The sequence below is a fragment of the Pelomonas sp. Root1217 genome (assembly GCF_001425705.1).
Lineage (GTDB): Bacteria > Pseudomonadota > Gammaproteobacteria > Burkholderiales > Burkholderiaceae_C > Pelomonas.
The window spans coordinates 182,996-205,756 of sequence record NZ_LMDC01000028.1 but is presented as its reverse complement, the minus strand read 5'-3'; the positions used below and the strand labels follow the sequence as shown (position 1 = coordinate 205,756).

The following is a 22,761-nucleotide window of genomic DNA, read 5'->3' as shown; positions in this document are numbered from 1 at the left end:
CGTTCACAGTTGGCGGTCGCTCGGCCTTGCCAGGTAGAACCATTCGGTGCCGGGCAGCGACTTGGTGTTCGGGAACACGATGCGCCCCTCGCTCGGCGCCAGCACAGCCTCGCCACTGGCGCGAGTGCCGATGCGCTGGCCCTTCTCGATGGCGTCAAAGCTGGCCCAGCTCTGTTCGAACTGGTCGCCTTCGGCTTCGCGGTCGATGACGTCGTAGAGCTGCAGCAGCTCAGGCGCCTGTGTGGGCCGGTGCGGCTCGACGGCGGTTTCATGGAGCATGCCCAGGAACACCAGGGAGCGCAGGATGGCCAGGCGCGCGACCTCGGGGCCGTTCGGGTCCAGATGCTGGCCGCATTCCAGCGTGATGGCCCAGCCGCCGGTGGAGCGCATGTATTCGGTGGTGCCGACACCGTAGTGCGGGTCGGAGATCAGTGAGGCGCGGCGCGAGCCGTCGTGCTCGCGCTGCTGGCGGCGCTGCAGGCCCAGGGCATAGGTCGACAGCCAACCCTCGACGATGCGGCCCACGCCCAGGCGCGCGGCCAGCGCCGATTCGGTCGCCTCCTGCGTGAAGGGCTCCAGCTCGCCGCTGTTGTTGCGCGGACCGATCATCGCGAAGGCCGGGCCCTGGCCCTGGAAGCTGTGCAGGTCCAGGATGCCGTCGTGCTGTGCGATCAAGGCACAGAGCTGGCGGGCGATGCGGTCCTCGAAGTCATGCGCGATGACGGGCGGGCGCAGGTTGCGGTTGAGGTTGCGGTCGCCCTCGCGGCGGTTGAGCTGGTGGGCCAGCGGGTTGACGATGGGCACCAGGGTCAGCGTGCCGCGCAGCAGCGTCAGCTCGCCGGCATCGAGCTGGCGAATGATCTCGGCCATGGCTTTGGTGCCATGGATTTCGTTGCCATGCACAGCGCCGGTGACGAGGAAACGCGGGCCAGGTTGCAGGCCGGCGAACTGGTGGACACGGATGTGGGTGGGCTGGTTCATGACTGGAGCAGGGCGGAAGACAGGGCCTTGTCGGCGGAGAAGACGCGGCGCGGCAGTTCGGCGGCGGGCTGGCCGGCGCGGTAGGCAACGAGGCGATAGAGGGTGGCGAATGCGAAGTCGGGCGGCTCCTCGCCGGCGCCCAGCACCAGCTCGCCACCGCGGCGCACGGCGTCGGCCAGGAAGGCGGGCAGGCGCAGGTGATACGGGTTGCGCTCGATCTCGCCGGTGTGGCGCTCCAGCGCGGCGATGAGGCGGGCGGTGTCGGCGATATTGGTCTGCACCAGCGCATTGGGTGCCGACTGCGTGGACCAGAACTCGGTGTGGGCCAGCACCGTGTCCAGCCGCGCCGCGGCCAGGGCCTGGGCGACGAGGCGGTAGACGCCACGGTGGCTGGGGTTGTCGTCCAGCGCATGTGGCGCCAGCACGAGCGCCGGGCGGTGCCGGGCCAGCAGCGCGGCGATGGTGTTGACATGGGCCTGCCACAGCTGCGGCTCGCGTTCGGCCGTGTCGGCGCGCACGTCCGACAGGCCGTCCTCGCCAACGCGGATGCAGTCGAAGCCGAGCACGCCGCAGGCGTCCTGCAACTCGGCCCAGCGCGACTCGCGGCGCTCGGGATTGCTGCCCAGGGTCACGGCGACATTGCCGACGTGCCAGCCGGCCTCCTGCTGCAGGCGCAAGGGCAGGGCGCCGACGATGCATTCATCGTCGGGGTGGGGCGCGAAAATCAGGCAATGGCCGGGGCTTGGCTCGCGGCCGGGCGCGGTCACGCGGTCGGGCGGGTTGCCCAACAGCTCGGCAAAGCGGGAAAGGTGCTCGCGCCAGCGCGCGAGGTCTGCATCCAGGGACATGCCGGCATCCTACCGAGAGCGGGCTTGGGCCGGCCATGTCGCCAGCAGCACACCCAATAAGGCCAGGCCATAGGCCAGGGCCTGAATGGCGGAGATGGATTCACCGAGAGCTAGGCCGATCAGGGCTGTGCTGATCGGCAGGAAGACCATGAAGACCCCCGCCTTGGCCGCCGGCAGACCCTTCAGGCCGGCCATCCACAGCCAGACGGTGATGACGCTGGCCGTGGCGGCGTAGTAGCCCAGCAGCGCCCAGTCCAGCGCGCGCGGCGCGCCGAAGTCGAAGCTCAGGGCCTGCCAGACGGCCAACGGTGCGACGAGCACCAGGCCCCAGAGGTTGATCAGGGCGCTGATGCGCTTCGGCCCCAGGCCGGCGGTGAGCTTCTTGCCGATGACGACATAGCAGCCCTCGCAGAACACGGCCGCGAGCAGCAGCAGGGCACCCACCGGTGTCGTCTGCGCACCTCCCTGCTTGCCAATGGCTACCAAGGCGATGCCGCCGACTGCGCAGGCGATGCCCGCCAGCACGCGCCCGCCCAAACGCTCGCGCAGGAAGGCCCAGCTCAGCAGCGCGACGGCCGCCGGGATGCCGGCCATGATGACGCCGGCGACCACGGCCGAGCTCTGCCGCAGGCCGAACAGCATGCAGATGGAGAACAGGAAGTTGCCGAGGAAGGATTCGAGGAAGAGCAACCAGCGCGAACGCGCATCCAGCGGCGCTTCGTGGGCGGGCTTCTTCAGCCAGGGCAGCATCAGCACGGCCGCGAAGCCGAAGCGCAGGCCGGCGAGCAGGAAGACGGGAAAGGCCGCGACCAGCAGCTTGGACAGGCCGACATAGCTGCCGACCAGGCTGGTGCTGGCCGCGAGCAGCGCATAGGCCCGCCAGGGCACGGGGTGCATCAGTTCAGCGTGCCGTCAATGGTGAGGGCGATGAACTGCGTGAACTGGGCTGGGTTGAAGTTGTTGTCGGAGACGAGGATCAGCGTGCGCTTGCCGTCCAGCGTCGGGCCGAACGTGATGCCCTCGATGTTGTCCAGGGCGAGCACGCTGCCGTCGTCGTTCTTCAGCGACGACAGATCCAGCAGCATGGTGCGCTTGACGGGTACGACCTCACGGCCCTTGATGCTGGCCCAACCCGACACATCGGTCGCGCCGCGTGTGTCGATCAGGTAGAGCTTGATGGTGTTGCTGGTGGGCTGCTTGGTCAGCGCCGCAATGCCCGGCGTCACGGCGCCGACGGCAAAGGCGCGCTCGATGACGATGAACTCATGCGCCGACAGGGCCAGCATGTCGGGCACGCCGTTGGTGGCGAAATCGCCCTGGCGCGCCGGCGGGAAGGGCACCGGGCCGACGTCGTAGATGTATTCGGCGCCGGCCTTGCCGCTGTCCAGGTCGAAGGACAGCATGCGCGCGCGGCTGCCGCGGCCGACGGCCGTGGGCAGGCTGTCCTGGGCCAGGCCGTTTTCACTCATGGTCCACAGCGTCTTGCCGTCGGGCGTGATGGCGATGCTCTCGAAGGCGAGGTTGTTGTAGACGCCCACGTCGCCGGGCGTGATGCCGCCGGCGCTGCCCAGGGGGTTGTAGTAGCCCGGCACCGGGAATTCGCCGGCCGGCTTGCCGTCGGGGCTCATGCGGCGCACGGTCGGGTTCTGCAAGGAGCTGGAAACGCGCTGGCCCTCGTTGGCCCAGTAGATCAAGTTGCGCCTGGCGTCCAGGCGCAGGCTCTCTGGGTCGACCTGGTTGCGGCCAAAGGGCTGGCCGTCGAGGTCGAGGATGCTGGTCATGTTGACCCAGGCCACACCGGCCTCACCGGGGTTGGCGCTGCGGCGGAACTTGGAAAGGTCCAGGCTCAGCTCGTAGTAGCGGGCCGGCGCGCGGTCGCTGCGGTCATCACAGATGGCCAGGTAGCGGCCGGTGGCGGGCACATAGTCGATGCTGGACAGGCCACCGACCGGCACCCCGCGGAAGCTCGCACTCGTCGGCACGATTTGCTGGCCGATGTAGTTCAGGGTCTGTGCGTGGGCGGACCCTGCAAGCAGCAGGGCGAGTAGCCATTTCATTGGGAAAACTCCAGGGCGGGGCCGCGGCGCCGGTACTGCCGCCACGGGGCGCGGATTATGCGGCTCGTCGCAGCGCGCCTCTGAGCGTGTCGACGATGCGTTCGATGTGGCCGCTCTCGATGATGAGCGGCGGCGAGAGAGCGACGGTGTCGCCCGTCGTGCGGATCAGCAGGCCCTTGTCCCAGCAGTCCAGGAAGACGTTGAAGGCGCGCTTGGCCGGCTGGCCGTCCAGCGGTTTCAGCTCGACGCCGCCCACGAGACCAATGTTGCGCACGTCGATGACGTTGGGTTCCTCGCGCAGCGAGTGCAGGGCCTTGGCGAACTCGTCCTGCATGCGTGCGGCGCGCGTGAGCAGGTCGTCGTCGGCGTAGGTGTCCAGCGTGGCGATGCCGGCCGCGCAGGCCAGCGGGTGGGCCGAGTAGGTGTAGCCATGGAAGAACTCGATCAGGTGCTCGGGCCCGGTCATGAAGGCGTCGTGGATCTTCTGCTGCGCGAACACCGCGCCCATGGGCACGCAGCCGTTGGTGATGCCCTTGGCCACTGTCATCAGGTCGGGCGTCACGCCGAAGGTCTGGGCGCCGAACGGGTTGCCGGTGCGGCCGAAGCCGGTGATGACCTCGTCGAAGATCAGCAGAATGCCGTGCTTGTCGCAGATGTCGCGCAGGCGTTGCAGGTAGCCTTGGGGCGGGATCAGCACGCCGGTGGAGCCGGCCACCGGCTCGACGATGACGGCGGCGATCGTCGACGCGTCATGCAGGGCGACCAGGCGCTCCAGGTCATCGGCGAACTCGGCGCCATGCGGCGGGATGCCGACCGAGAACGCGTTGCGCGCCGGGTCGTGGGTGTGGCGGATGTGGTCGACGCCGGCCAGCAGGCTGCCGAACATCTTGCGGTTGGCCACCATGCCGCCCACCGAGATGCCGCCGAAGTTGACGCCGTGATAGCCGCGCTCGCGGCCGATGAGGCGGGTGCGAGCGCCTTCGCCGCGCACGCGGTGGTAGGCGATGGCCATCTTCAGTGCGGTGTCCACCGACTCGGAGCCCGAGTTGGTGAAGAAGACGCGGTTCATGCCCGTGGGGGCGATCTGTGCCAGCCGCTCGGCCAGCTCGAAGGCCTTGGGGTGGCCCATCTGGAAGGGCGGTGCGAAGTCCAGCTCCGCGGCCTGCTCCTGGATGGCCTTGACGATCCTGGGGCGGTTGTGGCCCGCATTGACGCACCACAGGCCGGCGATGCCGTCGAGGATCTCGCGGCCCTTGTCGTCGCGGAAGAACATGCCGGCAGCCTGGGTCAGCAGACGCGGCGCCTGCTTGAACTGCCGGTTGGCAGTGAAGGGCATCCAGTAGGCGTCTAGCTTGGAAACGTCTGCACTCATGCGGGGCTCCTCGACAAAGGATCCCAAAGTCTAGAGTCAATTTGACGGGTTGGTCAGAATTTGGCGCCGCCTCAGGGTTCTCACCAGCGGCATCAACTGCACGAGCAGGATGCAGGCCAGCATCAGGCCGCAGCCGATCAGGCCGGCGGTGTTGAGCCGTTCGCCAAGCATCAAGTAACCGCAGGCGGCGGCGAACAGGGTTTCGGCCGACAGGATGATGGCCGCATCCGACGCATGCGCGTAGCGCTGTGCGACGACCTGGGCCGTGAAGGCGATGCCGACCGACATGACGCCGGTGTAGGCGATGGGCCAAGCGGCAGCGACCAGGCCGCTCCAGTGCACCGGCTCCATGCCGAATGCCGCGATCAGCGACAGCACACCGCAGACAGCAAACTGGCCGCTGGCAACCAGGAAGGGCGCGCCCATACGGTCGGCCCAGCGGCCCACCATCAGCACATGCACCGCCCAGGGGATGGCCGAGCCGGCCACCCACAGGTCGCCCAGGCCGATGCGCAGCTCATGCGCGCCCGACAGCAGGAAGGCGCCCACCAGGCAACCCGCCGCCGCGGGCCAGACCGACCAGTGCGCGACCTGCCGCAGCAGCAGCCAGGCCAGCACCGGCACCAGCGGCACATAGACGGCCGTCAGGAAGCCGGCGTTGGTCACGCTGGTGAACTGAATGCCGACCTGCTGCATGACGGCGCCGAGCGTCATCAAGAAGCCCAGGCCGGCGATGTGCAGGCCGTCCAGCTTCACCAGCGGCCGGCCTGCGCGGCCGAGGCGGCGCCACTCCAGCAGGGCAAAAGGCAGCACGACGACGGAGCCGATCAGGAAGCGCACGCCGGTGAAGAGCAGGGGGCCGACGTCGGCCATGCCGCGGTTCTGCGCGACGAAGGCCGAGCCCCAGATCAGCGCGACGAAGGTGAGCAGCAGATTGGCATGGAACCGCGTCATGGGCGAGCCAGCGCGGCGAGTTCCGCTTCGTCGAAGCCGGCTGCGCGGCGGGCTTCGAGGTTGAAGGGCGCACGCAGCTTGGGCGCCTGATGAAGGGTGGCGAGTTCGGCGTAGGTCGCGATCGGGTCCAGCCCGCGTTGCTCGCACAGGAAGCGGTACCAGCGGTTGCCGGCCAGCACATGGCCGATCTCGTCGTGCAGGATGATGTCGAGGATCTCGCCGGCGCGTTTGTCGCCGGCGCCGACGAGCTTGCGCTTGACGGCGGGCGAGGCGTCCAGCCCGCGTGCCTCCAGTGTGCGCGGCACGAGGGCAATGCGGGCGAGCAGATCGTGTTTTGTCCGCTCGGCCATGTCCCATAGCGCGTTGTGGGCGTCGAAGTCGCCGTAGTCGAAGCCCAGCGTCAGCAGATGCTCGCGCAGCAGCGTGAAGTGCTTGGCTTCTTCCTGGGCGATGCGCAGCCAGTCGCGGTAGAAGGCCTCGGGCATGCCGGGGAAGCGCCAGCAGATGTCCAGGGCCAGGTCGATGGCGTTCAGCTCGATGTGGGCGATGGCGTGCACCAGGGCCGCGATGCCGGCCGGCGTGCGCAGCGACGGGCCTTTGAGCGTGATGTGTTCGACCAGGCGCGGGCGTGCGGGCCGCCCCGGAATGCCGCCGGGCTCGGGAATCAGCGCGCCGGTATCGACGGGCAGGGCGGCGTCAAGCGTCAGCGTGGCGGCGGCCTTGGCGGGCGCATCGGCAATCAGGAGGGGGCCGAGCGTGGCCAGGCGGAGGTCGGACATTGCCCGGGATTCTAAAATCCGCCCTTTTGCGCGTTTTGCGCGAGGCCGCGATGGCGATTTACCAGCTCGACGAGCACCTCCCCGACGTGGCTGATTCCGCCTGGGTGGCCGACAGCGCCGAGGTCATCGGCCGTGTGACGCTGGGGGAGGGGGTCAGCATCTGGTTTAACGCCGTGCTGCGCGGCGACAGCGACGCGCTGACGATTGGCGCGGGCAGCAACGTCCAGGACGGCTCGGTGCTGCATGCCGACCATGGCTTCCCGCTGGTCCTCGGCCAGAACGTCACCGTGGGCCATCAGGTCATGCTGCACGGCTGCACGGTCGGCGACGAAAGCCTCATCGGCATCGGCGCGGTGGTCTTGAATGGCGCGCGCATCGGCCGCAATTGCATCGTCGGCGCCGGCGCGCTGGTGACCGAAGGCAAGGAATTCCCCGACGGCTCGCTGATCGTCGGTGCGCCGGCCAAGGTCGTGCGCGAGCTCAGCGAAGCGCAGATCGCCGGGCTCAAGGCCAGCGCGGCCCATTACGTCAACAACGGCCGCCGTTATGCGGCCGGCCTGAAAAGAATCCGATGAGTGAACTGCACAAATTCCTGTTCGACGGCCTGCCGGTGCGCGGCATGCTGGTGCGGCTGACCGACGCCTGGCGCGAGGTGCTGAGCCGCCGCGAGCCCGGCCAGGAGTACCCGCCCGAACTGCGCGACCTGCTCGGCCAGATGAGCGCCGCAGCGGTGCTGATGCAGGCCAACATCAAGTTCAACGGCGCGCTGGTGCTGCAGATCTTTGGCGACGGCCCGGTCAAGCTCGCCGTGGCCGAGGCTCAGCCCGATCTGAGCTTTCGCGCGACGGCCAAGTGCATCGGCGAGCTCGCTCCCGGGGCCGACCTGCCCAGCATGCTGAACGTGCACGGCCAGGGCCGCTGCGCGATCACGCTGGACCCCAAGGACAAGTTCCCCGGCCAGCAGCCCTACCAGGGCGTCGTGCCCCTGCACGGCGACCACCGCGAGCCGCTGTACAAGCTCTCCGAGGTGCTGGAGCACTACATGCTGCAGTCCGAGCAGCTCGACACGCGCCTCGTGCTGGCCGCCAATGGCGACATCGCCGCCGGCCTGCTGATCCAGCGGCTGCCGGTCGAGGGTGAGGGCAACCTCGAGGGCAAGCGCAATGAAGACGATATCGGCCTGTCCGAAGGCTTCAACCGCGTTGCCATCCTGGCCGGCACGTTGACTGCCGACGAGCTGCTGACGCTGGACGCCGACACCATCCTGCGCCGCCTGTTCTGGGAGGAGACGGTGACCCGCTTCGAGCCGCAGTCTCCGCGCTTCGCCTGCACCTGCTCGCGTGAGCGCGTGAGCCAGATGCTGCGCGGCCTGGGCCGCGACGAGGCCGACAGCGTGCTGGCCGAGCGCGGCGAGATCGAGATCGGCTGCGACTTCTGCGGCCGGCACTACCGTTTCGACGCGGTGGACGTCGGCGCGCTGTTCACGCCGCCCGGGCGCCAGCCGGACGGCGCCGAAGGCACGCTTCAATAGTTCTGAGGTCGTTCAGCGTTTCCATTGCGCAACGGGCCTCATGCCTTCTGAGGATGCCCCGGCGCTCTAGTGATTGACGCCACCGCCCCGAGCTGAGACTTTCGCCCTTTGGCCCCTTCCTGAATGGGCCTGGAGGCGACAGTGGCCGACAAGGGCGGATTGGGCAGCTTCCCGTGGGCGAGCGCCGCGGTGCTGGTGGCTTTCGTGGCCAGCACCCAGCTCGTGCCCCATGCCTTCGAGCCGCTGCGGCCCGCCGAGAAGGCCCGCGCCCAGGCGCCGCTGGACCCGGATCTGGACGTCAACGCCCGTCTCTGGGAAGACCCTTTCACCGCCCTGCGCCGCTACGAGACCGAGCGGGCGGAGCGCTGCGAGCGCGTGCGCAAGCAAACCTCGCAAACCCTGGACATCGACTGCCGCGACCGCGTGGCCGAGGTGCGTGATCCACAGCGCATGCTGGCCAAGCTGGACCGCGACCATGACCAGCGCCTGGACGACACCCTCATCATCATGGGCCTGCTGCCCGGCGCCGATTTCGTGGGTGCCGAGGAGGCGCGGCGGCGTGTGCGCTACGCGACGCTGGCCGGCCTGCTGGCCCAGGACTATGTGCCCGACAACGCGGAGCGGCTCAGCCTGCTGGAGTTCAACCTGCTGGAGGCGGCCGCTCCGGCCGAGGCGGCGTCAGTGGCTTCAGCAGCATCGGCGGCCTCCCGGCCCGCTGCCGCCGACAAGCAGGCGCGCGCGGCCAAGGACAACTTCGTCGTGCCCTACGAGCTGCTGTCGGCGCGCTCGGAGCACCGCCGCAAGCCCGACGGCGAGGGCGATGCCAAGGCCGACAAGCCGCGTCGCTATGGCCAGATCGCCTTGCTGTGGGTGGACGAGAACTCCCTGCCCAACCGCAAGCTGGATGCCCTGGCCCGGCTGACCCAGCAGCTGATGGGCAGGCCCGCCCGTAACCTTGCAGCACTGGGCGGGCTCGACGGGCAGCGCCTGCCCAGCCTGGCCGTCATCGGCCCGTCGTCGACCGACGCGCTGCGCGCCGCGCTGATGGACCTGCGCTGTGCGGCCGATCGCAAGAACGCCGCCGCCGATGCCCTCAGCCCTGCGGCCAGCGCGGCGGCCGCACGCTGCAGCTCGGGTGTGGCCGGTGCCGTGCGGGGCCTGGCGCCCGACCTGCAGGAGGGCTACGAATTGCTGTCGCGCGCCGAGTTCTACAACTCGGCCTCGACGGCGCCCAACAGCATGATCGCGGAGCTCAGCGACCAGAAGCTCGAGTCCTTCGTCACCGACCAGTTCAACCGCATCACCGGCGTCAACCCGGCGCGGCCGGTGCAGATGGTGCGCACCATCGGCACCGATGCCGAGCTCATCAAGCGCATCGTTGCCGAACTTGGCCTGCGCCTGCCGCATGAGGGCCGGCGTGTCGTCATCGTCGCCGAGCGTGATTCGCTCTATGCCCAGTCCCTCGTCAGCGAGCTGCGCTACCGCCTGCCCGAGGGGCGGCCGCAGAGCCAGCCGCTGAAGATCGAGGTCATCTATTTCTTCCGCGGCATCGACGGCATCACTACGCGCGAGGCCGGCAACGCCGCGGCAGCCGGGCCGGCGGCCAAGAGCGCCCCGCTGGAATGGCCCGAGAGCCGTGATCAGCTCGACTATCTGCGCCGCCTCGGGGCCGGGCTCAAGCGCAGCGAGGCCGACTCAAGCCGCCTGCCCATCGGTGCCATCGGCATCTTTGCCAACGACGTGCACGACAAGCTGCTCGTTCTGCAGGCACTGCACGAGGATTTCTCCGACCGCATGTTCTTCACGACGGACATGGACGCGCGCTATCTGCACCCACGCACCCAGGCCTTCACGCGCAACCTGGTCGTTGCCAGCAGCCTGCCGCTGGCCTTCTATCCGCCCGCGGCGGGGGCGCCGCACGGCGCCGTCGACCTGCAGGCCGGCACGCCGCCGCTGCGAGACATCTACCAGGCCAGCACCTATGCCGCCGCCCGCCGGGCCGGCTGCCGCAGCGAAAGCTGCAAGCGCGACGAGAGGCTGTCGCTGGAGCCGGCCCTGCAGAAGCCCTCGCTGTACGAGGTGGGCCGTTCCAGCGCAGTGCCGCTGGCCGGCTATGCGCTGGAGGCCCAGCCGACGCCACCGAGCGCGGGGCGCCACGGCCTGGCCGTGCTGATGGTGGTCGTGATGAGTTGCGCGCTGCTTGTCTGGCCGTCCACGCCGGCGATCCGGCAGGCGCGCCGTGTCTTCCTGCGCGAGCCGACGATGGACAACCAGCCGCAGATGGACATGACGTCCATCGTGCTGGTGGCCCTGCATGCCGGCGTGTTCGCCTACGTGCTGGCCAGCCTCATCGAATTCCTGCTACCCAGCCAGCTCGGGTTCGTGCATGCACTGCTGCTGGCCAGCCTGGCTGCTTTCGGGGCGCTGCTGGCCGTGCTGCCGGCTTTGCTGCTTGCGCGGCGCGAGCAGCCGGCGCCGCCCGACCAGCGCGCCGGCGTCGACCGCCTGCACCTCGTCATCGTGCTGCTGGTGGTGTTGGTCTGGCTGTGGTTGGCCTGGCCGGCCGGCGGCTGGAACCACGCCGGCGTCTGCGACAGCTGCGAGCCGGTGGCCTGGCTGGAAGGCGTCAGTGCCTGGCCTTCGCACCTCATCCATCTGCTGGCGCTGTTCGCCATCCTGTGGACGCTGGACTGGGCCTGGGCCGACTCGCTCTGCCAGCTGCGCCACGACTCCGACTGGCTGCGCCTGCCGCGGCCCGTGCCCAAGCCGGTCGTGCGCAGCGACATGCGCCAGTTGCTGCGCGGCTGGTTCGAGCATGTCAGCGTGCTGTTCTGGAAGCCCGGCGTGGGCTACAGCTGCGACTTCGACGAGCTCTGGCAGGAGTACGGCGAGCGCGGCGAGGCCCGCCCGCGCGCCGCACGCACCCTGGTCTGGTACGGGCTTACGCTGAGCTGCGTCGGGCTGCTCTTCCTGTGCCTGTCCGAGGGGCAGATCCCCGTGGTGCCGGTGCGTGGCGACGAGCATCGCCAGATGGTGAGCGCCACGCTCTACGCCATCCTGCTGCTGCTGCCGCTGCTCATCGTCGCGGTGGCCGACGCGACGGTGCTGCTGGTGCGCTTCGTGCATCACATGAATGCCGGGCGCAGCTTCTACCCCGAGACCACCATCGAGATGTTTGCCAAGTCCCTGGGCGAGGAGCACAGGGCCTTGTGGGCGCAGCGTTTCTGCGCGCGGCCCGAGGACCGCAGCAAGGACGGCGCTGGTTTCGCGGTGCACACGTTGCTCGACGACTGGATCGACGTGCAGGTCGTGGCCCGGCGCAGCACGCCGGTGGCCCGCCTCGTCATCGGCCCCTTCGTCGTGCTGGCCCTGCTGGTCGTCGCGCGCAGCCGGCTGTTCGACAACTGGTCGCTGACGCCGGCCATCGCCGTCGGCGTCAGCTTCTACGTCGCCGCGCTGATCGGCCTGACGCTGCTGCTCAAGCGCGCCGCCGAGACGACGCGCCGCCGGGCGCTGGCGTCCATGCAGGCCGATCTGCGCTGGCTGGCGGGCAGCGGCAAACCGCTGTCCGACCTTGTCGAGCCGTACAAGCGGCTGATCGCGTCGGTCGAGAACGAGCAGTGCGGCGCGTTCGCCTCCTTCTTCGACCAGCCCCTGCTCAAGGCCATCCTCGTGCCGCTGGGTGGCGCGGGCGGCACGCAGCTGTTCGACTACCTGCTGCTCGGTCGCTGAAACAGCGGCGCTGATGCGTTCCGGCAAATTCAAGCCCTAGAACCGCGGGTCGACCGGTCTGCACTTCCTCCCTTCGTACGATGGTGTTTGCAGTCCGGGCGACTAGCCTGTTAGAGCGGCCGCCCCGATTCGAGGCCCCCGTCGGGCGCTCCCGGCATCGCCGTTCCATGCCGGTCACTGGAGTGAACATGACATCCGATCAACGACTGCTGGCCCTCATCGGCCGCCGGCTACCGGCCATCTTCGACGTCATCCCACGCGGGCCTCAGGGCCTGTCCGTGCATGATCGCGTCAGCGCCGTGGCATTGAATCCCCAGCCGCTGCCGCCCGAGCAGATTGGCGCGGCGCTGGCGCAGGAATTCGCCCATATGGCCTGGGTCAGCGACCGCCTGGGCCTGAACTGGAAGACGATGAGCCAGGACCTGGACGACTGGTGCCCGACGCAGCCGCGCAAGATCAAGTTCCCGGTCGGCTGGCCGCCCGTTCCCGAGCCCGATCCGCATCCCAACTGGTTCGCCGAACTGCACCTGGGCTTTGCGGCCAAGCTGGCCGCGATCTCGGCCGACCAGGCCGGCACGCCGCTGGCTGCGACGCTGGACCGCGCCGTCAATCGCTCGGTCGACGCGCTGTCGCAGTTGCAGGCGAAGTGAAGCTCAGCGGGCCGGTGCGCCCACGGCCTGCGCGGCCTGAGCGAGACGGCTCGCTTCGTCGCCGCAGATGTCGACCCAGGGCAGGCTCTGGGCCGACAGTGCTGCGCGCAACCGGCCGTCGAAGCGTGACCGCACCTCCGGGCCGTCGCGCTGGATGCCGTCGGCCAGCCAGGGGAGGTCAGGCGCGCACAGCAGCGTCAGCGCGCAGCGGCGCTGGAAGGCCAGCGCGGGGACGAGCAGGCTGTCGTCGCCGAAGTAGTGCTGGCTGCACAGCGCCGTGATCAGCGGCGTGGTGTCGCAGAACACCAGTTCATGCGCCCGCGCCGCGGCTTCGATGCGCGCGGCCTGCTCGGCAGCGATGTGGGCCTGCTCGTGCTGCAGCGGTGTGCGGCCATGGGCGTCGCACCATTCGCGCAGGTATTCGCTGACGAGTCCGGCATTGAATTGCCGTGCCAATGCCTCGGCCAGCGTGGACTTGCCGGTGCATTCGGCACCCAACAAGGCAATCATCCTTGCCATGAAGGCTCCGCAAATTGTGCGTGGCCAAGTTCGCCGTGTGGTGGCTGGCCAAGCGACTGCCGTGGAACCGGCTTTGCCGGGCCACTGGCAGTGCCCCCTCGAAGGGGGCGCGCGCAGCGCGTAGGGGGTGAGCTCATTTTCTCCAGGCGCGCCAGCCGATCACGCTCATCGGGATGAAGCCGGCGTAGAGGATGACGGTCAGCCAATAGCCCTTGAGGCCAAAAAGCACGACGCTGACCACATTGACCACGATCCAGGTCGGCCAGTTCTCCTCGTACTTACGCGCCAGCAGCCATTGGCCGAGGAGGCTGGCGACGGTGGGGAAGGCGTCCCAGTAGGGCAGGGGGCTGTCGGTGTTCTTCGCCAGAAAGACGCCGAGCAAGGGCCAGGCGGCCAGCGTCAGCAGCGCGGGCTTGACGAGGCCTTGCAGGCCGAGGCGGCGTACCTTCAGCGCCTCGCCCTCGCGCGTGCGGCCGAATCGCCATTGCCACCAACCCCACAGCGCCAGTGCTGCGAACACCAGCTGCAGCCCGGCCTCGCCGTAGAGCTTGCCGTCCAGAAACAGCGCGAAATACATCGACGAGCTGATGAGGGCCAGCGGCCAGGCCAGCAGGTGGACGCGCATATTGCACACGACCATCCAGACGGCCAGCACGAAGGCGACCAGCTCCAGCCAGGAGATGGGGCTGCCGAATGCTGAGAAGGCCGGCGCAAGAAGCGCCGCCCAGATGGTGGCGAGCATCAGCGCTTGATGGAAGACGCTGCAGCCGGCGCCAGCGGCACGAAGACTTCGTCGGACTTGATCATGCCCAGCTCGAAGCGGGCCTTCTCCTCGACCATCTCCAGGCCCTCGCGCAGATCACGCAGTTCGGCCTGCAACTGGGCGTTGCGGGCCCGGGCCTTGTCGTTGTCGGCCTGGGCCTGGCTCAGCTCCTCCCGGAGCTGAGCGACGTGCGGAATGCTGCCCCGGCCCACCCAGAGCTGGGCTTGGATGGCCACCAGGAAGATGGCCAGGACAGCAGCGAGTGCTTTCATGTCAGAGCAGGCAGGCGCCAAGGGCGCACGAATTTGCGGGCCGAGCGCCGGGCCGCTCCCAAGCCGGCCCGCGTTGGCGATGTGCTTGCGGCTCGATGCCGCAAGCATCGCCGTCCCCTCGGGGGACCGACCAGACTCGCACGCGTTCAGCGATGCGAGGGTGGGCGAGGGGCCTTGTCACGTCACTTCAGGTTGTAGAAGGCGGCACGGCCGGGGTAGAAGGCCACATCGCCCAGGTCCTCTTCGATGCGCAGCAGCTGGTTGTACTTGGCCATGCGGTCCGAGCGCGACAGCGAACCGGTCTTGATCTGGCCGGCATTCAGGCCGACGGCGATGTCGGAGATGGTGCTGTCCTCGGTCTCGCCCGAACGGTGCGAGATGACGGCGGTGTAGCCGGCGCGCTTGGCCATCTCGATGGCGGCGAAGGTCTCGGTCAGCGTGCCGATCTGGTTGATCTTGATCAGGATCGAGTTGGCGATGCCCTTGGCAATGCCTTCCTGCAGGATCTTGGTGTTGGTGACGAACAGGTCGTCGCCGACGATCTGCACGTTCTTGCCCAGGCGGTCGGTCAGGATCTTCCAGCCGTCCCAGTCACCTTCGGCCATGCCGTCTTCGATGGAGATGATGGGGTACTTGTCGACCCAGGTGGCCAGCATGTCGGTCCACTCTTGCGAGCTCAGCTGGATGCCGCCTTCGCCTTCGAGCACGTACTTGCCGTCCTTGTAGAACTCGCTGGCGGCGCAGTCCAGCGCGATGGCGATCTGGTCGCCGGCGCGGTAGCCGGCCTTGTCGATGGCCTGCAGGATCAGCTGGATGGCCGCTTCGTGGCTTTCGACGCTGGGCGCGAAACCGCCTTCATCGCCCACAGCGGTGGAGATGCCCTTGTCGTGCAGGATCTTCTTCAGCGCGTGGAAAACCTCGGCACCCCAGCGCAGCGCTTCGCGGAAGCTCGGCGCGCCCACGGGGACGATCATCAGTTCCTGCAGGTCCAGCGAGTTGTTGGCGTGCGCGCCGCCGTTGATGACGTTCATCATCGGCACCGGCAGCTGGCAGCCATTCATGCCACCGAAATAGCGGTACAGCGGCAGGCCGGACTCTTCCGCCGCGGCGCGCGCCACGGCCATGGAGACGGCCAGCATGGCGTTGGCGCCCAGGCGGCTCTTGTTCTCGGTGCCGTCCAGGTCGATCAGCGTCTTGTCCAGGAAGGCCTGCTCGGAGGCATCCAGGCCCAGCACGGCCTCGGAGATCTCGGTGTTGATGTGCTCGACGGCGCGCAGCACGCCCTTGCCGAGGTAGCGGCCCTTGTCGCCGTCACGCAGCTCGATGGCCTCGCGCGAACCGGTGGACGCACCAGATGGCACGGCCGCGCGGCCCATGACGCCGGACTCCAGCAGCACGTCGCATTCGACGGTGGGGTTGCCGCGGCTGTCGAGGATTTCTCGACCAACGATGTCAACGATTGCGCTCATGGGGTTGTCTCCAGGAAGTGAAAAATTCGGGCGGGCGCAAGTGTGCCAAGCGGGCGTTACCGTGTCACAACAAGCGGCCGGTGCGTTGGGGCGGGAGTTTAAGTGCTGGTGGTCTGCGGTCCCTGGCGCCACAGACGCCAGGTGACGGCCGCCAGCAGCACGACGCCCACGCCCAGCACGGCCCACAGCAGCAGGCGACGCGGCGGCAGCGCTGGCCCTGTCGGCGGCATGGCTTGCGGCGTGAAAGCGCCGAGCTGAGCGCGGCCCAGGCGCGACTGCTCGCGATGCCAGTCGGGTACCACGTCGGCCAGGGGGCGTGGGCCTGTCTCCGGCGTTGCCGCGCCCACCTGCAGGCTGAATGGCGGCTCGCCCTGGGCAGCCCAGACGAGGCGGATGACACGCAAGGTCCAATCCAGACGCAGGCTGCCGGGGGGCGGCAATGCGGTGCCATGCGGCGGCAGCAACCGCAGCTCGCTGGCGCTGATGTCCAGCGGCAGTGCCGGTGCGGTGTCGGCGGGGGCGTTGCCTCGGTCCACGCGGTAGAACACGCTGCGGGCGATGGTCTGCCAAGGCGCTTTCGCGCTGGAGCGCGTCTGCACCTGCACCGGCAGGACCCAGGTGCCCTGGTTACCTGCCAGCGCCAGATTCAGCAGCGGTTGGGGGCCGCCGAGCGGGATGACCCAGCCGCCATCGGCGTCCGGCGCGGGCAAAGGCGAGGTGCGAGTCAGCTGTTGGGGCGCCGCGCCAGCGGGCTGGGCCAGCAAGGTGACAGCCTCCGGCTGCACCGCACGCGCGGCGTCGTCCCATATCAGGCGCAGATAGCGTTGCGGGCGGCCCGGCAGTGTCACCAGGGGCTGGGCCAGCGGTGCGCCGTCCGTTGTGCGCAGCCCGAGCAACTGGCCCGTTCCCAGCGTTTGCCAGGCTTGCAGGTCAGGGCTGGTCTCCAGCCGGTAGCCGGCCTGGAAGGGCGCGGCATCGGCGGGCCAGCGCAGGCGCAGCTGGCGGGGCTCGGCCGGCCATTGGGTGGGCTCGCCCAGATCCAGCAACCAGCCGGCCGGCAGCCGGTTGCGTGGCGCTGATGCGGGCGCTGGGGGCGGCGGCAGTGCGGCCAGCTTCAATTCGCGCTCGGGCGTGGCGCGCAGCTCGTCCGGCAGCAGTGCGAAGGGCACGCGGCGGCCTTGGGCGTCGAGCAATTGCCAGTCGCGCAGGTCGGAACCCAGGCCGTGCTGCCATGCCTCGGTGCTGGCATCCAGCCTCAGGAAGGGCGCCGCTTCAGTGATCTGCACCGGCGCCCGGTAAGGCGCGGCACCGGCTGACACGGCGGCCAGCGCCATCAGCAATTCAAGGAGACGTTTTGTCATCGCGGGACGAACCGGGCAGAGGCGCGACATAGCCGATGACCAGCATCAACACGCCCACGCCGATGAAGGAGACGATGCGCAGCACGGTGCCGCTGCCCTGCAGGTCGAACAGCATCAGCTTCAGCACGACGGCACCCAGCAGCACGGCGCCGGCCAGCCAGGGCGCGCGCTGGTGGCGGCGCGTGCCCAGCAGCATCAGCACCAGGGCCAGGGCGCTCCACAGCAGTGCCAGTCCGGTCTGCACGCCGCGGGACTCGAGCCAGCCGTCGACGTGATAGGGCACATCGCCCCAGTGATGGAAGCAGCGGATCAGCATGCCGTTGAGCCACAGGAAGGCCAGGGCTGCCGGCACAGCCAGCGAGGAAGGCGGCAGCTTGAGCGCGGCAGCAGCAGGGCTGCGCAACCAGGCGACGACGGCCAGCAGCGCCGCGGCGATGCCAAGATCCAGCGGGTTCAGCACCGGGATGTAGGGCAGGGGCTGGGCATTGCCCGGGCTGGCCCAGTTGGCCATCAGCACCCAGGCTGACAGTGCGAGACTCAGCACGGCGGCGCCCATCTGTGCATAGGCGGTGGGCGCCAGGCGCAGTGGCCAGGCTTGTTGATCGGCTGGGCGGCGCTGCTGGCGCAGCACCGCGGCCAGCAGCACGGCCGGCACCAGCAACCAACCCAGCCAGCCCCAGGCGCTGCCGGGGTCGCCCAGGTCGGCCGTCCAGTAGCGGCCTTGCAGTGCACCGAGCAGTGCAAACGCCAGCAGGCTGCAGGCATGCGTGGCACGCCGCAGGTGTTCGGGCCAGTGCGGCGCCGTGCGTTGCAGCACCAGGCCCTGTGCCACCCAGGCCAGCGGCAGCGCCCACAAGCCGCCGGCCGACAGCGGCGCGCCGTGCAGTGCGGTGCCCAAGATACCGAGCAGGCCCCAAGCCGGCAGCAGCAGCGCGGTCGGCCACGCGACCGTGGGCCAGCGCCACAGCGCCTGCAGGCCCAGCAGCAAGAAGCCGATGGCGGCGATCAGTGCGACGCTGACGGTCCACTCGTGCGGTGCCGTCACCCACCGGTCAAGCACGATGCCTGCTGCGACGGCGAGCCAGGCGGTGCCCCAGCCGACCAGCGTGAACGCGACCGCCGCATGCCACGGCCGGCTGCCGTCACGGCCCAGGAAGCGCGAGGCGCCCAGCCCGGCGGCGGCGATCAGCAGCGCATTCAGCAGTTGCGACGGCGCATGCAGGCCGGCAGGGTCGCCGCGGGACAGGGACATCATCAGCGTGAAGCCGCCCAGCGCCATCAGCGCCAGGCCGCTGGCCAGCACGCGCAGCCGAGCCTGGCGCAGGCCCAGCCAAACGGCGCCCAGGCCCTCCAGCGCCCACGCGCCGGCGGTGGCCTCGGCGCTGAGCGCGAATGGAATGACCAGCGTGCCGAACACGGCGCCCAGCGCAATAAAGGCTTCGAACACGAGGGCGTGCGCCGGGCGGCGCCTTGCCCAGGCGGCCAGGCCCGCATAGGCCCCGCCGACGAGCAAGGCAGCCAGGGCGATGGCCATCGAGTCAGGCTTGAGCAACGCGTATTGCATTGCCGAGCCAAAGACGGGCACGCCGAACAGCAGCGTGGCTTGCAGCCAGGGCTCGGGCGTCTGCGCACGGCGGCCGGGCATCAGCAACACGGCAGTGAACAGCAGCCAGAAGGCAATCAGGAAGCCCTGGGCGACGGCGTAGTCGGCCGTGGTGTAGCCGGTCAGGCCCCAGGCGCTGGCGATGAGGGCCGTGAATCCGAAGGCGATCAGGTTCAGGCGCGGCCAGTGCTTGAACCAGGCCACCAGCGCCACGCCCAGGCCCAGCACGAAGTCATAGCCCAGCAGCGTGGCGATGGCGCCGCCGCCGGTGGACAGCAGCAGCGGCGTGGCATAGCCGCCCAGGGCCGCGACCACGGCCAGCGCCTGGGCGTCCTGCTTCACGGCCAGCAGCGCTGACAGCAGCGAGACGGCCAGCATCAGCCCGAACACCAGCGCGAGGGGCTCCAGCCCTGCGAGCTTCACGGCAGCGAACAGCGTCAGGTAGACGACGGCCACGCCGCCGCCCTGCAGCAGCAGCCCGTAGCCGCGCGAGCGCAGCCTCAAGCGCCAGCCAATGACCAGCAGCGCAATACCGGTGGCACCGATGCCGGCCAGGCGCACTTCCAGTGGCACCGTGATGTTCTCTGCCGCAAAGCGGGCGAGGAAGACGAGGCCGAGGAAGAGCATGGCCAGCCCGACCTTGACGATGGTGTTGGCTGCAGCAAGTCGCTGCGCCCAGGCAGGCATGGGGATGGGGCGGCGCGGCGCGGGCGGTGGCGCTGGGGACGGTTGTGGCTTGGGCGTAGGCGCAGCGACGGACACTGCGATGGGAGGCGGCAAGGGCGCAACGATTGCCGGTTCGTCTCGCTGCGGTGCGGCAACGGCTACCTGCACAGGCGATGGAACGGGCGTGGGCGCAGATACTGTCGGCGCCGGCGCACGGGCCGTCAGCCGCTTTTCGAGGTCGGCGATGCGCCGCCCCTGTTGCATCTGCTGCCAGCCCAGCCAGCCCACCGCGGCGCCGAGAAACGCGCCGATCAAACTCTCCGAGGCGAAGCCGCCGAACAGCGCGCCCAGCAGCAATGCGACGATGGCCACGAGGCTCAGACGCCTTCGATCAACACCATGCGCATGACGGCGATACCCTCGCGGGCCTGCCGTGCTGCGCCGTACTCGGGCGAGTCGTAGAAGGCCTGCGCCGCTTGGGGCGTGGGGAACTTCAACAGCACGACGCGCTCGGGCGCCCAGTCGCCTTCAAGCACGGTGGTCTTGCCGCCGCGCACCAGCACCTCGGCGCCGTGTTCCTTCATGGCCAGTGTCGAGAGCCGTCGGTAATCCTCGTATTGCGTGGGGTTGGTGACCTTGACGTTGGCGAGGATGTAGGCGGCCATGTTTCTCAGCAGGAAAAGTCGTTTTCCAAGAGAGGCTGTTGCTTGACGACGCGATCCAGCGCCACCAACTGCTCCAGCAGCGTCTTCATGTGCCTGAGCGGCACGGCGTTCGGTCCGTCGCTGAAGGCTTCGGCCGGGTTCGGGTGGGTCTCCATGAAGAGGCCCGCGACGCCGACGCCAACGCCAGCGCGGGCCAGCACGGGCACCATCTCACGGGCGCCGCCGCTCGAGCCACCGAGGCCGCCGGGCTTTTGCACGGAGTGGGTGACGTCGAACACCACCGGCGCGCCGGTGTTGCGCATCTCGGCCAGGCTGGTCATGTCGGCGACCAGGTTGTTGTAGCCAAAGCTGACGCCACGCTCGCAGGCGAGGAAGAGGTCTTCGGACAAGCCCACCTCGCGCGCGGCAGCGCGGGCCTTGTCGATGACGTTCTTCATGTCCCAGGGCGCGAGGAACTGGCCCTTCTTGATGTTGACCGGCTTGCCACTTTGCGCGACCGCGCGGATGAAATCCGTCTGGCGGCACAGGAAGGCCGGGGTCTGCAACACGTCCACCACGCTGGCGACCTCGGCCACCTGTGAGGCGTCGTGCACATCGGTCAGCACTGGCAGGCCGGTCTGGCGGCGCACCTCGTCGAGGATCTTCAGGCCGGCTTCCATGCCGACACCGCGCTTGGTGGTGCCGGAGGACCGGTTGGCCTTGTCGAACGAGCCCTTGTAGATCAGCGGGATGCCGAGGGTGGTGCAGGCTTCCTTCAGCAGGCCGGCAACGTCGAGCGACATCTGCAGGCCCTCGATCGAGCAGGTGCCGGCGATCAGGAAGAACGGCTTGTCGATGCCGACGTCGAATCCGCAAAGCTTCATGACAGTCTTACCTTAGGCCTTTTGGTGGTGTTCCAGCGCAGCCTTGATGAAGGCCGTGAACAGCGGGTGGCCGCCCCAGGGCGTGGACTTGAACTCGGGGTGGAACTGCACGCCGACGAACCAGGGGTGCACCTCACGCGGCAGTTCAACCATCTCGGTCAGCTTCTCGCGCTGGGTGATGGCCGAGATGACGAGGCCGGCCTTCTGCAGACGGTCGAGGTAGTGCTCGTTGGCCTCGTAGCGGTGGCGGTGGCGCTCGGTGACGACCGGGCCGTAGATGTCGCGGGCCAGCGTGCCATCCTTGACGTCGGAACTCTGCGCACCCAGGCGCATCGTGCCGCCGAGGTCGGAGTTGGCGTCCCGCTTCTGGATGCTGCCGTCGGCGTCCTGCCACTCGTCGATCAGCGCGATGACGGGGTGGGGCGTCTCGGGATCGAATTCGGTGGAGTTGGCGTTGGTGAGGCCGGCCATGTGGCGGGCGTACTCGATGGTCGCGACCTGCATGCCCAGGCAAATGCCAAGGTAGGGCGTCTTGTGCTCGCGGGCGTATTGGGCGGCGAGGATCTTGCCTTCCACGCCGCGCTTGCCGAAGCCGCCGGGCACGAGGATGGCGTCGAACCTGGCCAGCGTGTCGACCGTCTCGGGCGTCAAGGTCTCACTGTCGACGTACTCGATCTTCACGCCAGCATGGTTGTGGATGCCGGCGTGGCGCAGCGCCTCGTTGAGCGACTTGTACGAGTCCGACAGGTCGGTGTACTTGCCGCACATGGCAATGGTGATCTCGGTCTTGGGGTTCTCGACCTCGTAGACCAGCGTGTCCCAGCGCCTCAGGTCCGTGCTCTTGGTGTTGAGCTGCAGCTTGGTGCAGATGAGCTGGTCCAGGCCCTGCTCGTGCAGCATGCGCGGCACCTTGTAGATGGTGTTCACGTCCCACATCGAGATCACGCCGTACTCGGCGACATTGGTGAACAGCGAGATCTTCTCGCGCTCGTCGTCGGGGATGCGGCGGTCGGCGCGGCACAGCAGCGCGTCGGGCTGGATGCCGATCTCGCGCAGCTTCTGCACCGTGTGCTGGGTCGGCTTGGTCTTCAGCTCGCCAGCGGCGGCGATCCAGGGCACATAGGTCAGGTGCACATAGGCCGTGTTGGTCGGGCCGGCGCGCAGGCTCATCTGGCGCACGGCTTCGAGGAAAGGCAGGGACTCGATGTCGCCCACCGTGCCGCCGATCTCGACGATGGCCACGTCAACGCCCTCGGCGCCGCGCTTGATGTATTCCTGGATCTCGTTGGTGATGTGCGGGATCACCTGCACCGTCTTGCCGAGGTAGTCGCCGCGGCGTTCCTTCTCGAGCACGGTCTTGTAGATCTGGCCGGTCGTGAAGTTGTTGGCCTTCTTCATCCGCGTGGTGATGAAGCGCTCGTAGTGGCCGAGGTCGAGGTCGGTTTCGGCGCCGTCGTCGGTGACGAAGACTTCACCGTGCTGGAAGGGCGACATCGTGCCGGGATCGACGTTGATGTAGGGGTCCAGCTTGATCAGGGTGACTTTGAGGCCGCGCGATTCGAGGATGGCAGCCAGGGAGGCCGACGCGATGCCCTTGCCCAGGGAGGACACCACACCGCCGGTGACGAAGACGAATTTGGTCATGTCTTGCAGCACGCCAGAACAGCATGCTGAGG

At 68.7% G+C, this 22,761-nt stretch carries 20 protein-coding genes; 4 read left to right on the top strand and 16 right to left on the bottom strand.

Annotation, left to right across the window (positions count from 1 at the left end; all coding sequences use genetic code 11):
• Positions 1-3: 3 nt before the first annotated feature.
• The 7 genes from ASC95_RS21035 to ASC95_RS21005 are packed head-to-tail and all read right to left on the bottom strand — an operon-like array spanning position 4 to position 6,991.
• Entirely contained in the window at positions 4-981 is a 978-nt protein-coding gene (locus ASC95_RS21035; RefSeq protein WP_057299666.1) for a succinylglutamate desuccinylase/aspartoacylase family protein, read from the bottom strand.
• On the bottom strand, positions 978-1,829 hold the full coding sequence (locus ASC95_RS21030) for a PIG-L deacetylase family protein (protein WP_057299665.1): 852 nt from the start codon (positions 1,827-1,829) through the stop codon (positions 978-980). Before ASC95_RS21030 ends, ASC95_RS21035 begins: the two co-directional genes overlap by 4 nt.
• A 9-nt stretch (positions 1,830-1,838) precedes the next feature.
• Positions 1,839-2,726 carry a DMT family transporter gene (locus ASC95_RS21025; RefSeq protein ID WP_057299664.1) on the bottom strand — a complete coding sequence of 296 codons (888 nt, stop codon included), beginning with the start codon at positions 2,724-2,726 and terminating at the stop codon, positions 1,839-1,841.
• The gene (locus ASC95_RS21020; RefSeq protein ID WP_057299663.1) at positions 2,726-3,886 is read right to left on the bottom strand and encodes an esterase-like activity of phytase family protein; all 1,161 of its coding nucleotides are present in this window, start codon (positions 3,884-3,886) and stop codon (positions 2,726-2,728) included. Before ASC95_RS21020 ends, ASC95_RS21025 begins: the two co-directional genes overlap by 1 nt.
• A gap of 55 nt (positions 3,887-3,941) precedes the next feature.
• Complete coding sequence (locus ASC95_RS21015; RefSeq protein WP_057299662.1) at positions 3,942-5,258, bottom strand: aspartate aminotransferase family protein; 1,317 nt, start codon at positions 5,256-5,258, stop codon at positions 3,942-3,944.
• A 36-nt stretch (positions 5,259-5,294) separates the two neighbouring features.
• On the bottom strand, positions 5,295-6,212 hold the full coding sequence (locus ASC95_RS21010) for a DMT family transporter (protein ID WP_057299661.1): 918 nt from the start codon (positions 6,210-6,212) through the stop codon (positions 5,295-5,297).
• Entirely contained in the window at positions 6,209-6,991 is a 783-nt protein-coding gene (locus ASC95_RS21005) for a ferritin-like domain-containing protein (RefSeq protein WP_057299660.1), read from the bottom strand. The genes ASC95_RS21010 and ASC95_RS21005 overlap by 4 nt, the downstream gene beginning before the upstream one ends.
• Before the next feature lie 50 nt (positions 6,992-7,041).
• Between ASC95_RS21005 and ASC95_RS21000 the strand changes: the two genes are divergently transcribed.
• From ASC95_RS21000 to ASC95_RS20985, 4 genes are all read left to right on the top strand, one after another.
• Entirely contained in the window at positions 7,042-7,566 is a 525-nt protein-coding gene (locus ASC95_RS21000; RefSeq protein ID WP_057300450.1) for a gamma carbonic anhydrase family protein, read from the top strand.
• Entirely contained in the window at positions 7,563-8,522 is a 960-nt protein-coding gene (locus tag ASC95_RS20995; protein WP_057299659.1) for an Hsp33 family molecular chaperone HslO, read from the top strand. Before ASC95_RS21000 ends, ASC95_RS20995 begins: the two co-directional genes overlap by 4 nt.
• A gap of 141 nt (positions 8,523-8,663) precedes the next feature.
• Positions 8,664-12,254 (top strand): hypothetical protein, encoded by a 3,591-nt coding sequence (locus ASC95_RS20990; RefSeq protein WP_157256438.1) that lies wholly within the window; start codon positions 8,664-8,666, stop codon positions 12,252-12,254.
• 188 nt (positions 12,255-12,442) lie between these two features.
• Complete coding sequence (locus tag ASC95_RS20985; protein ID WP_057299657.1) at positions 12,443-12,904, top strand: hypothetical protein; 462 nt, start codon at positions 12,443-12,445, stop codon at positions 12,902-12,904.
• Positions 12,905-12,907: 3 nt separating this feature from the next.
• Here ASC95_RS20985 and ASC95_RS20980 read toward each other — a convergent pair whose 3' ends face one another.
• From ASC95_RS20980 to ASC95_RS20940, 9 genes are all read right to left on the bottom strand, one after another.
• Entirely contained in the window at positions 12,908-13,423 is a 516-nt protein-coding gene (locus ASC95_RS20980; RefSeq protein ID WP_082567986.1) for an AAA family ATPase, read from the bottom strand.
• 133 nt (positions 13,424-13,556) lie between these two features.
• Positions 13,557-14,165 (bottom strand): nicotinamide riboside transporter PnuC, encoded by a 609-nt coding sequence (gene pnuC / locus ASC95_RS20975; protein ID WP_057299655.1) that lies wholly within the window; start codon positions 14,163-14,165, stop codon positions 13,557-13,559.
• The gene (locus tag ASC95_RS20970; RefSeq protein ID WP_057299654.1) at positions 14,165-14,458 is read right to left on the bottom strand and encodes a septum formation initiator family protein; all 294 of its coding nucleotides are present in this window, start codon (positions 14,456-14,458) and stop codon (positions 14,165-14,167) included. Before ASC95_RS20970 ends, pnuC begins: the two co-directional genes overlap by 1 nt.
• A 182-nt stretch (positions 14,459-14,640) precedes the next feature.
• Entirely contained in the window at positions 14,641-15,927 is a 1,287-nt protein-coding gene (gene eno / locus ASC95_RS20965) for a phosphopyruvate hydratase (protein ID WP_057299653.1), read from the bottom strand.
• Positions 15,928-16,025: 98 nt separating this feature from the next.
• On the bottom strand, positions 16,026-17,288 hold the full coding sequence (locus ASC95_RS20960) for a DUF3999 family protein (RefSeq protein ID WP_162250823.1): 1,263 nt from the start codon (positions 17,286-17,288) through the stop codon (positions 16,026-16,028).
• Positions 17,269-19,929, bottom strand: a complete 2,661-nt coding sequence (locus tag ASC95_RS20955) for a DUF2339 domain-containing protein (protein ID WP_057299651.1) — start codon at positions 19,927-19,929, stop codon at positions 17,269-17,271. The genes ASC95_RS20960 and ASC95_RS20955 overlap by 20 nt, the downstream gene beginning before the upstream one ends.
• 5 nt (positions 19,930-19,934) lie before the next feature.
• On the bottom strand, positions 19,935-20,222 hold the full coding sequence (locus ASC95_RS20950) for a DUF1330 domain-containing protein (protein WP_057299650.1): 288 nt from the start codon (positions 20,220-20,222) through the stop codon (positions 19,935-19,937).
• A gap of 5 nt (positions 20,223-20,227) precedes the next feature.
• Positions 20,228-21,085, bottom strand: a complete 858-nt coding sequence (gene kdsA, locus ASC95_RS20945; protein WP_057299649.1) for a 3-deoxy-8-phosphooctulonate synthase — start codon at positions 21,083-21,085, stop codon at positions 20,228-20,230.
• Between the two features lie 12 nt (positions 21,086-21,097).
• Positions 21,098-22,729, bottom strand: a complete 1,632-nt coding sequence (locus ASC95_RS20940) for a CTP synthase (RefSeq protein ID WP_057300449.1) — start codon at positions 22,727-22,729, stop codon at positions 21,098-21,100.
• Positions 22,730-22,761: the final 32 nt, after the last annotated feature.

Excerpts from the sequence above, each read along its gene's own strand:
- ASC95_RS21035 (WP_057299666.1), bottom strand. The coding sequence starts at position 981 with ATGAACCAGCCCACCCACATCCGTGTCCACCAGTTCGCCGGCCTGCAA.
- ASC95_RS21030 (WP_057299665.1), bottom strand. The coding sequence starts at position 1,829 with ATGTCCCTGGATGCAGACCTCGCGCGCTGGCGCGAGCACCTTTCCCGC.
- ASC95_RS21025 (WP_057299664.1), bottom strand. The coding sequence starts at position 2,726 with ATGCACCCCGTGCCCTGGCGGGCCTATGCGCTGCTCGCGGCCAGCACC.
- ASC95_RS21020 (WP_057299663.1), bottom strand. The coding sequence starts at position 3,886 with ATGAAATGGCTACTCGCCCTGCTGCTTGCAGGGTCCGCCCACGCACAG.
- ASC95_RS21015 (WP_057299662.1), bottom strand. The coding sequence starts at position 5,258 with ATGAGTGCAGACGTTTCCAAGCTAGACGCCTACTGGATGCCCTTCACT.
- ASC95_RS21010 (WP_057299661.1), bottom strand. The coding sequence starts at position 6,212 with ATGACGCGGTTCCATGCCAATCTGCTGCTCACCTTCGTCGCGCTGATC.
- ASC95_RS21005 (WP_057299660.1), bottom strand. The coding sequence starts at position 6,991 with ATGTCCGACCTCCGCCTGGCCACGCTCGGCCCCCTCCTGATTGCCGAT.
- ASC95_RS21000 (WP_057300450.1), top strand. The coding sequence starts at position 7,042 with ATGGCGATTTACCAGCTCGACGAGCACCTCCCCGACGTGGCTGATTCC.
- ASC95_RS20995 (WP_057299659.1), top strand. The coding sequence starts at position 7,563 with ATGAGTGAACTGCACAAATTCCTGTTCGACGGCCTGCCGGTGCGCGGC.
- ASC95_RS20985 (WP_057299657.1), top strand. The coding sequence starts at position 12,443 with ATGACATCCGATCAACGACTGCTGGCCCTCATCGGCCGCCGGCTACCG.
- ASC95_RS20980 (WP_082567986.1), bottom strand. The coding sequence starts at position 13,423 with ATGGCAAGGATGATTGCCTTGTTGGGTGCCGAATGCACCGGCAAGTCC.
- pnuC (WP_057299655.1), bottom strand. The coding sequence starts at position 14,165 with ATGCTCGCCACCATCTGGGCGGCGCTTCTTGCGCCGGCCTTCTCAGCA.
- ASC95_RS20970 (WP_057299654.1), bottom strand. The coding sequence starts at position 14,458 with ATGAAAGCACTCGCTGCTGTCCTGGCCATCTTCCTGGTGGCCATCCAA.
- eno (WP_057299653.1), bottom strand. The coding sequence starts at position 15,927 with ATGAGCGCAATCGTTGACATCGTTGGTCGAGAAATCCTCGACAGCCGC.
- ASC95_RS20960 (WP_162250823.1), bottom strand. The coding sequence starts at position 17,288 with ATGACAAAACGTCTCCTTGAATTGCTGATGGCGCTGGCCGCCGTGTCA.
- ASC95_RS20950 (WP_057299650.1), bottom strand. The coding sequence starts at position 20,222 with ATGGCCGCCTACATCCTCGCCAACGTCAAGGTCACCAACCCCACGCAA.
- kdsA (WP_057299649.1), bottom strand. The coding sequence starts at position 21,085 with ATGAAGCTTTGCGGATTCGACGTCGGCATCGACAAGCCGTTCTTCCTG.
- ASC95_RS20940 (WP_057300449.1), bottom strand. The coding sequence starts at position 22,729 with ATGACCAAATTCGTCTTCGTCACCGGCGGTGTGGTGTCCTCCCTGGGC.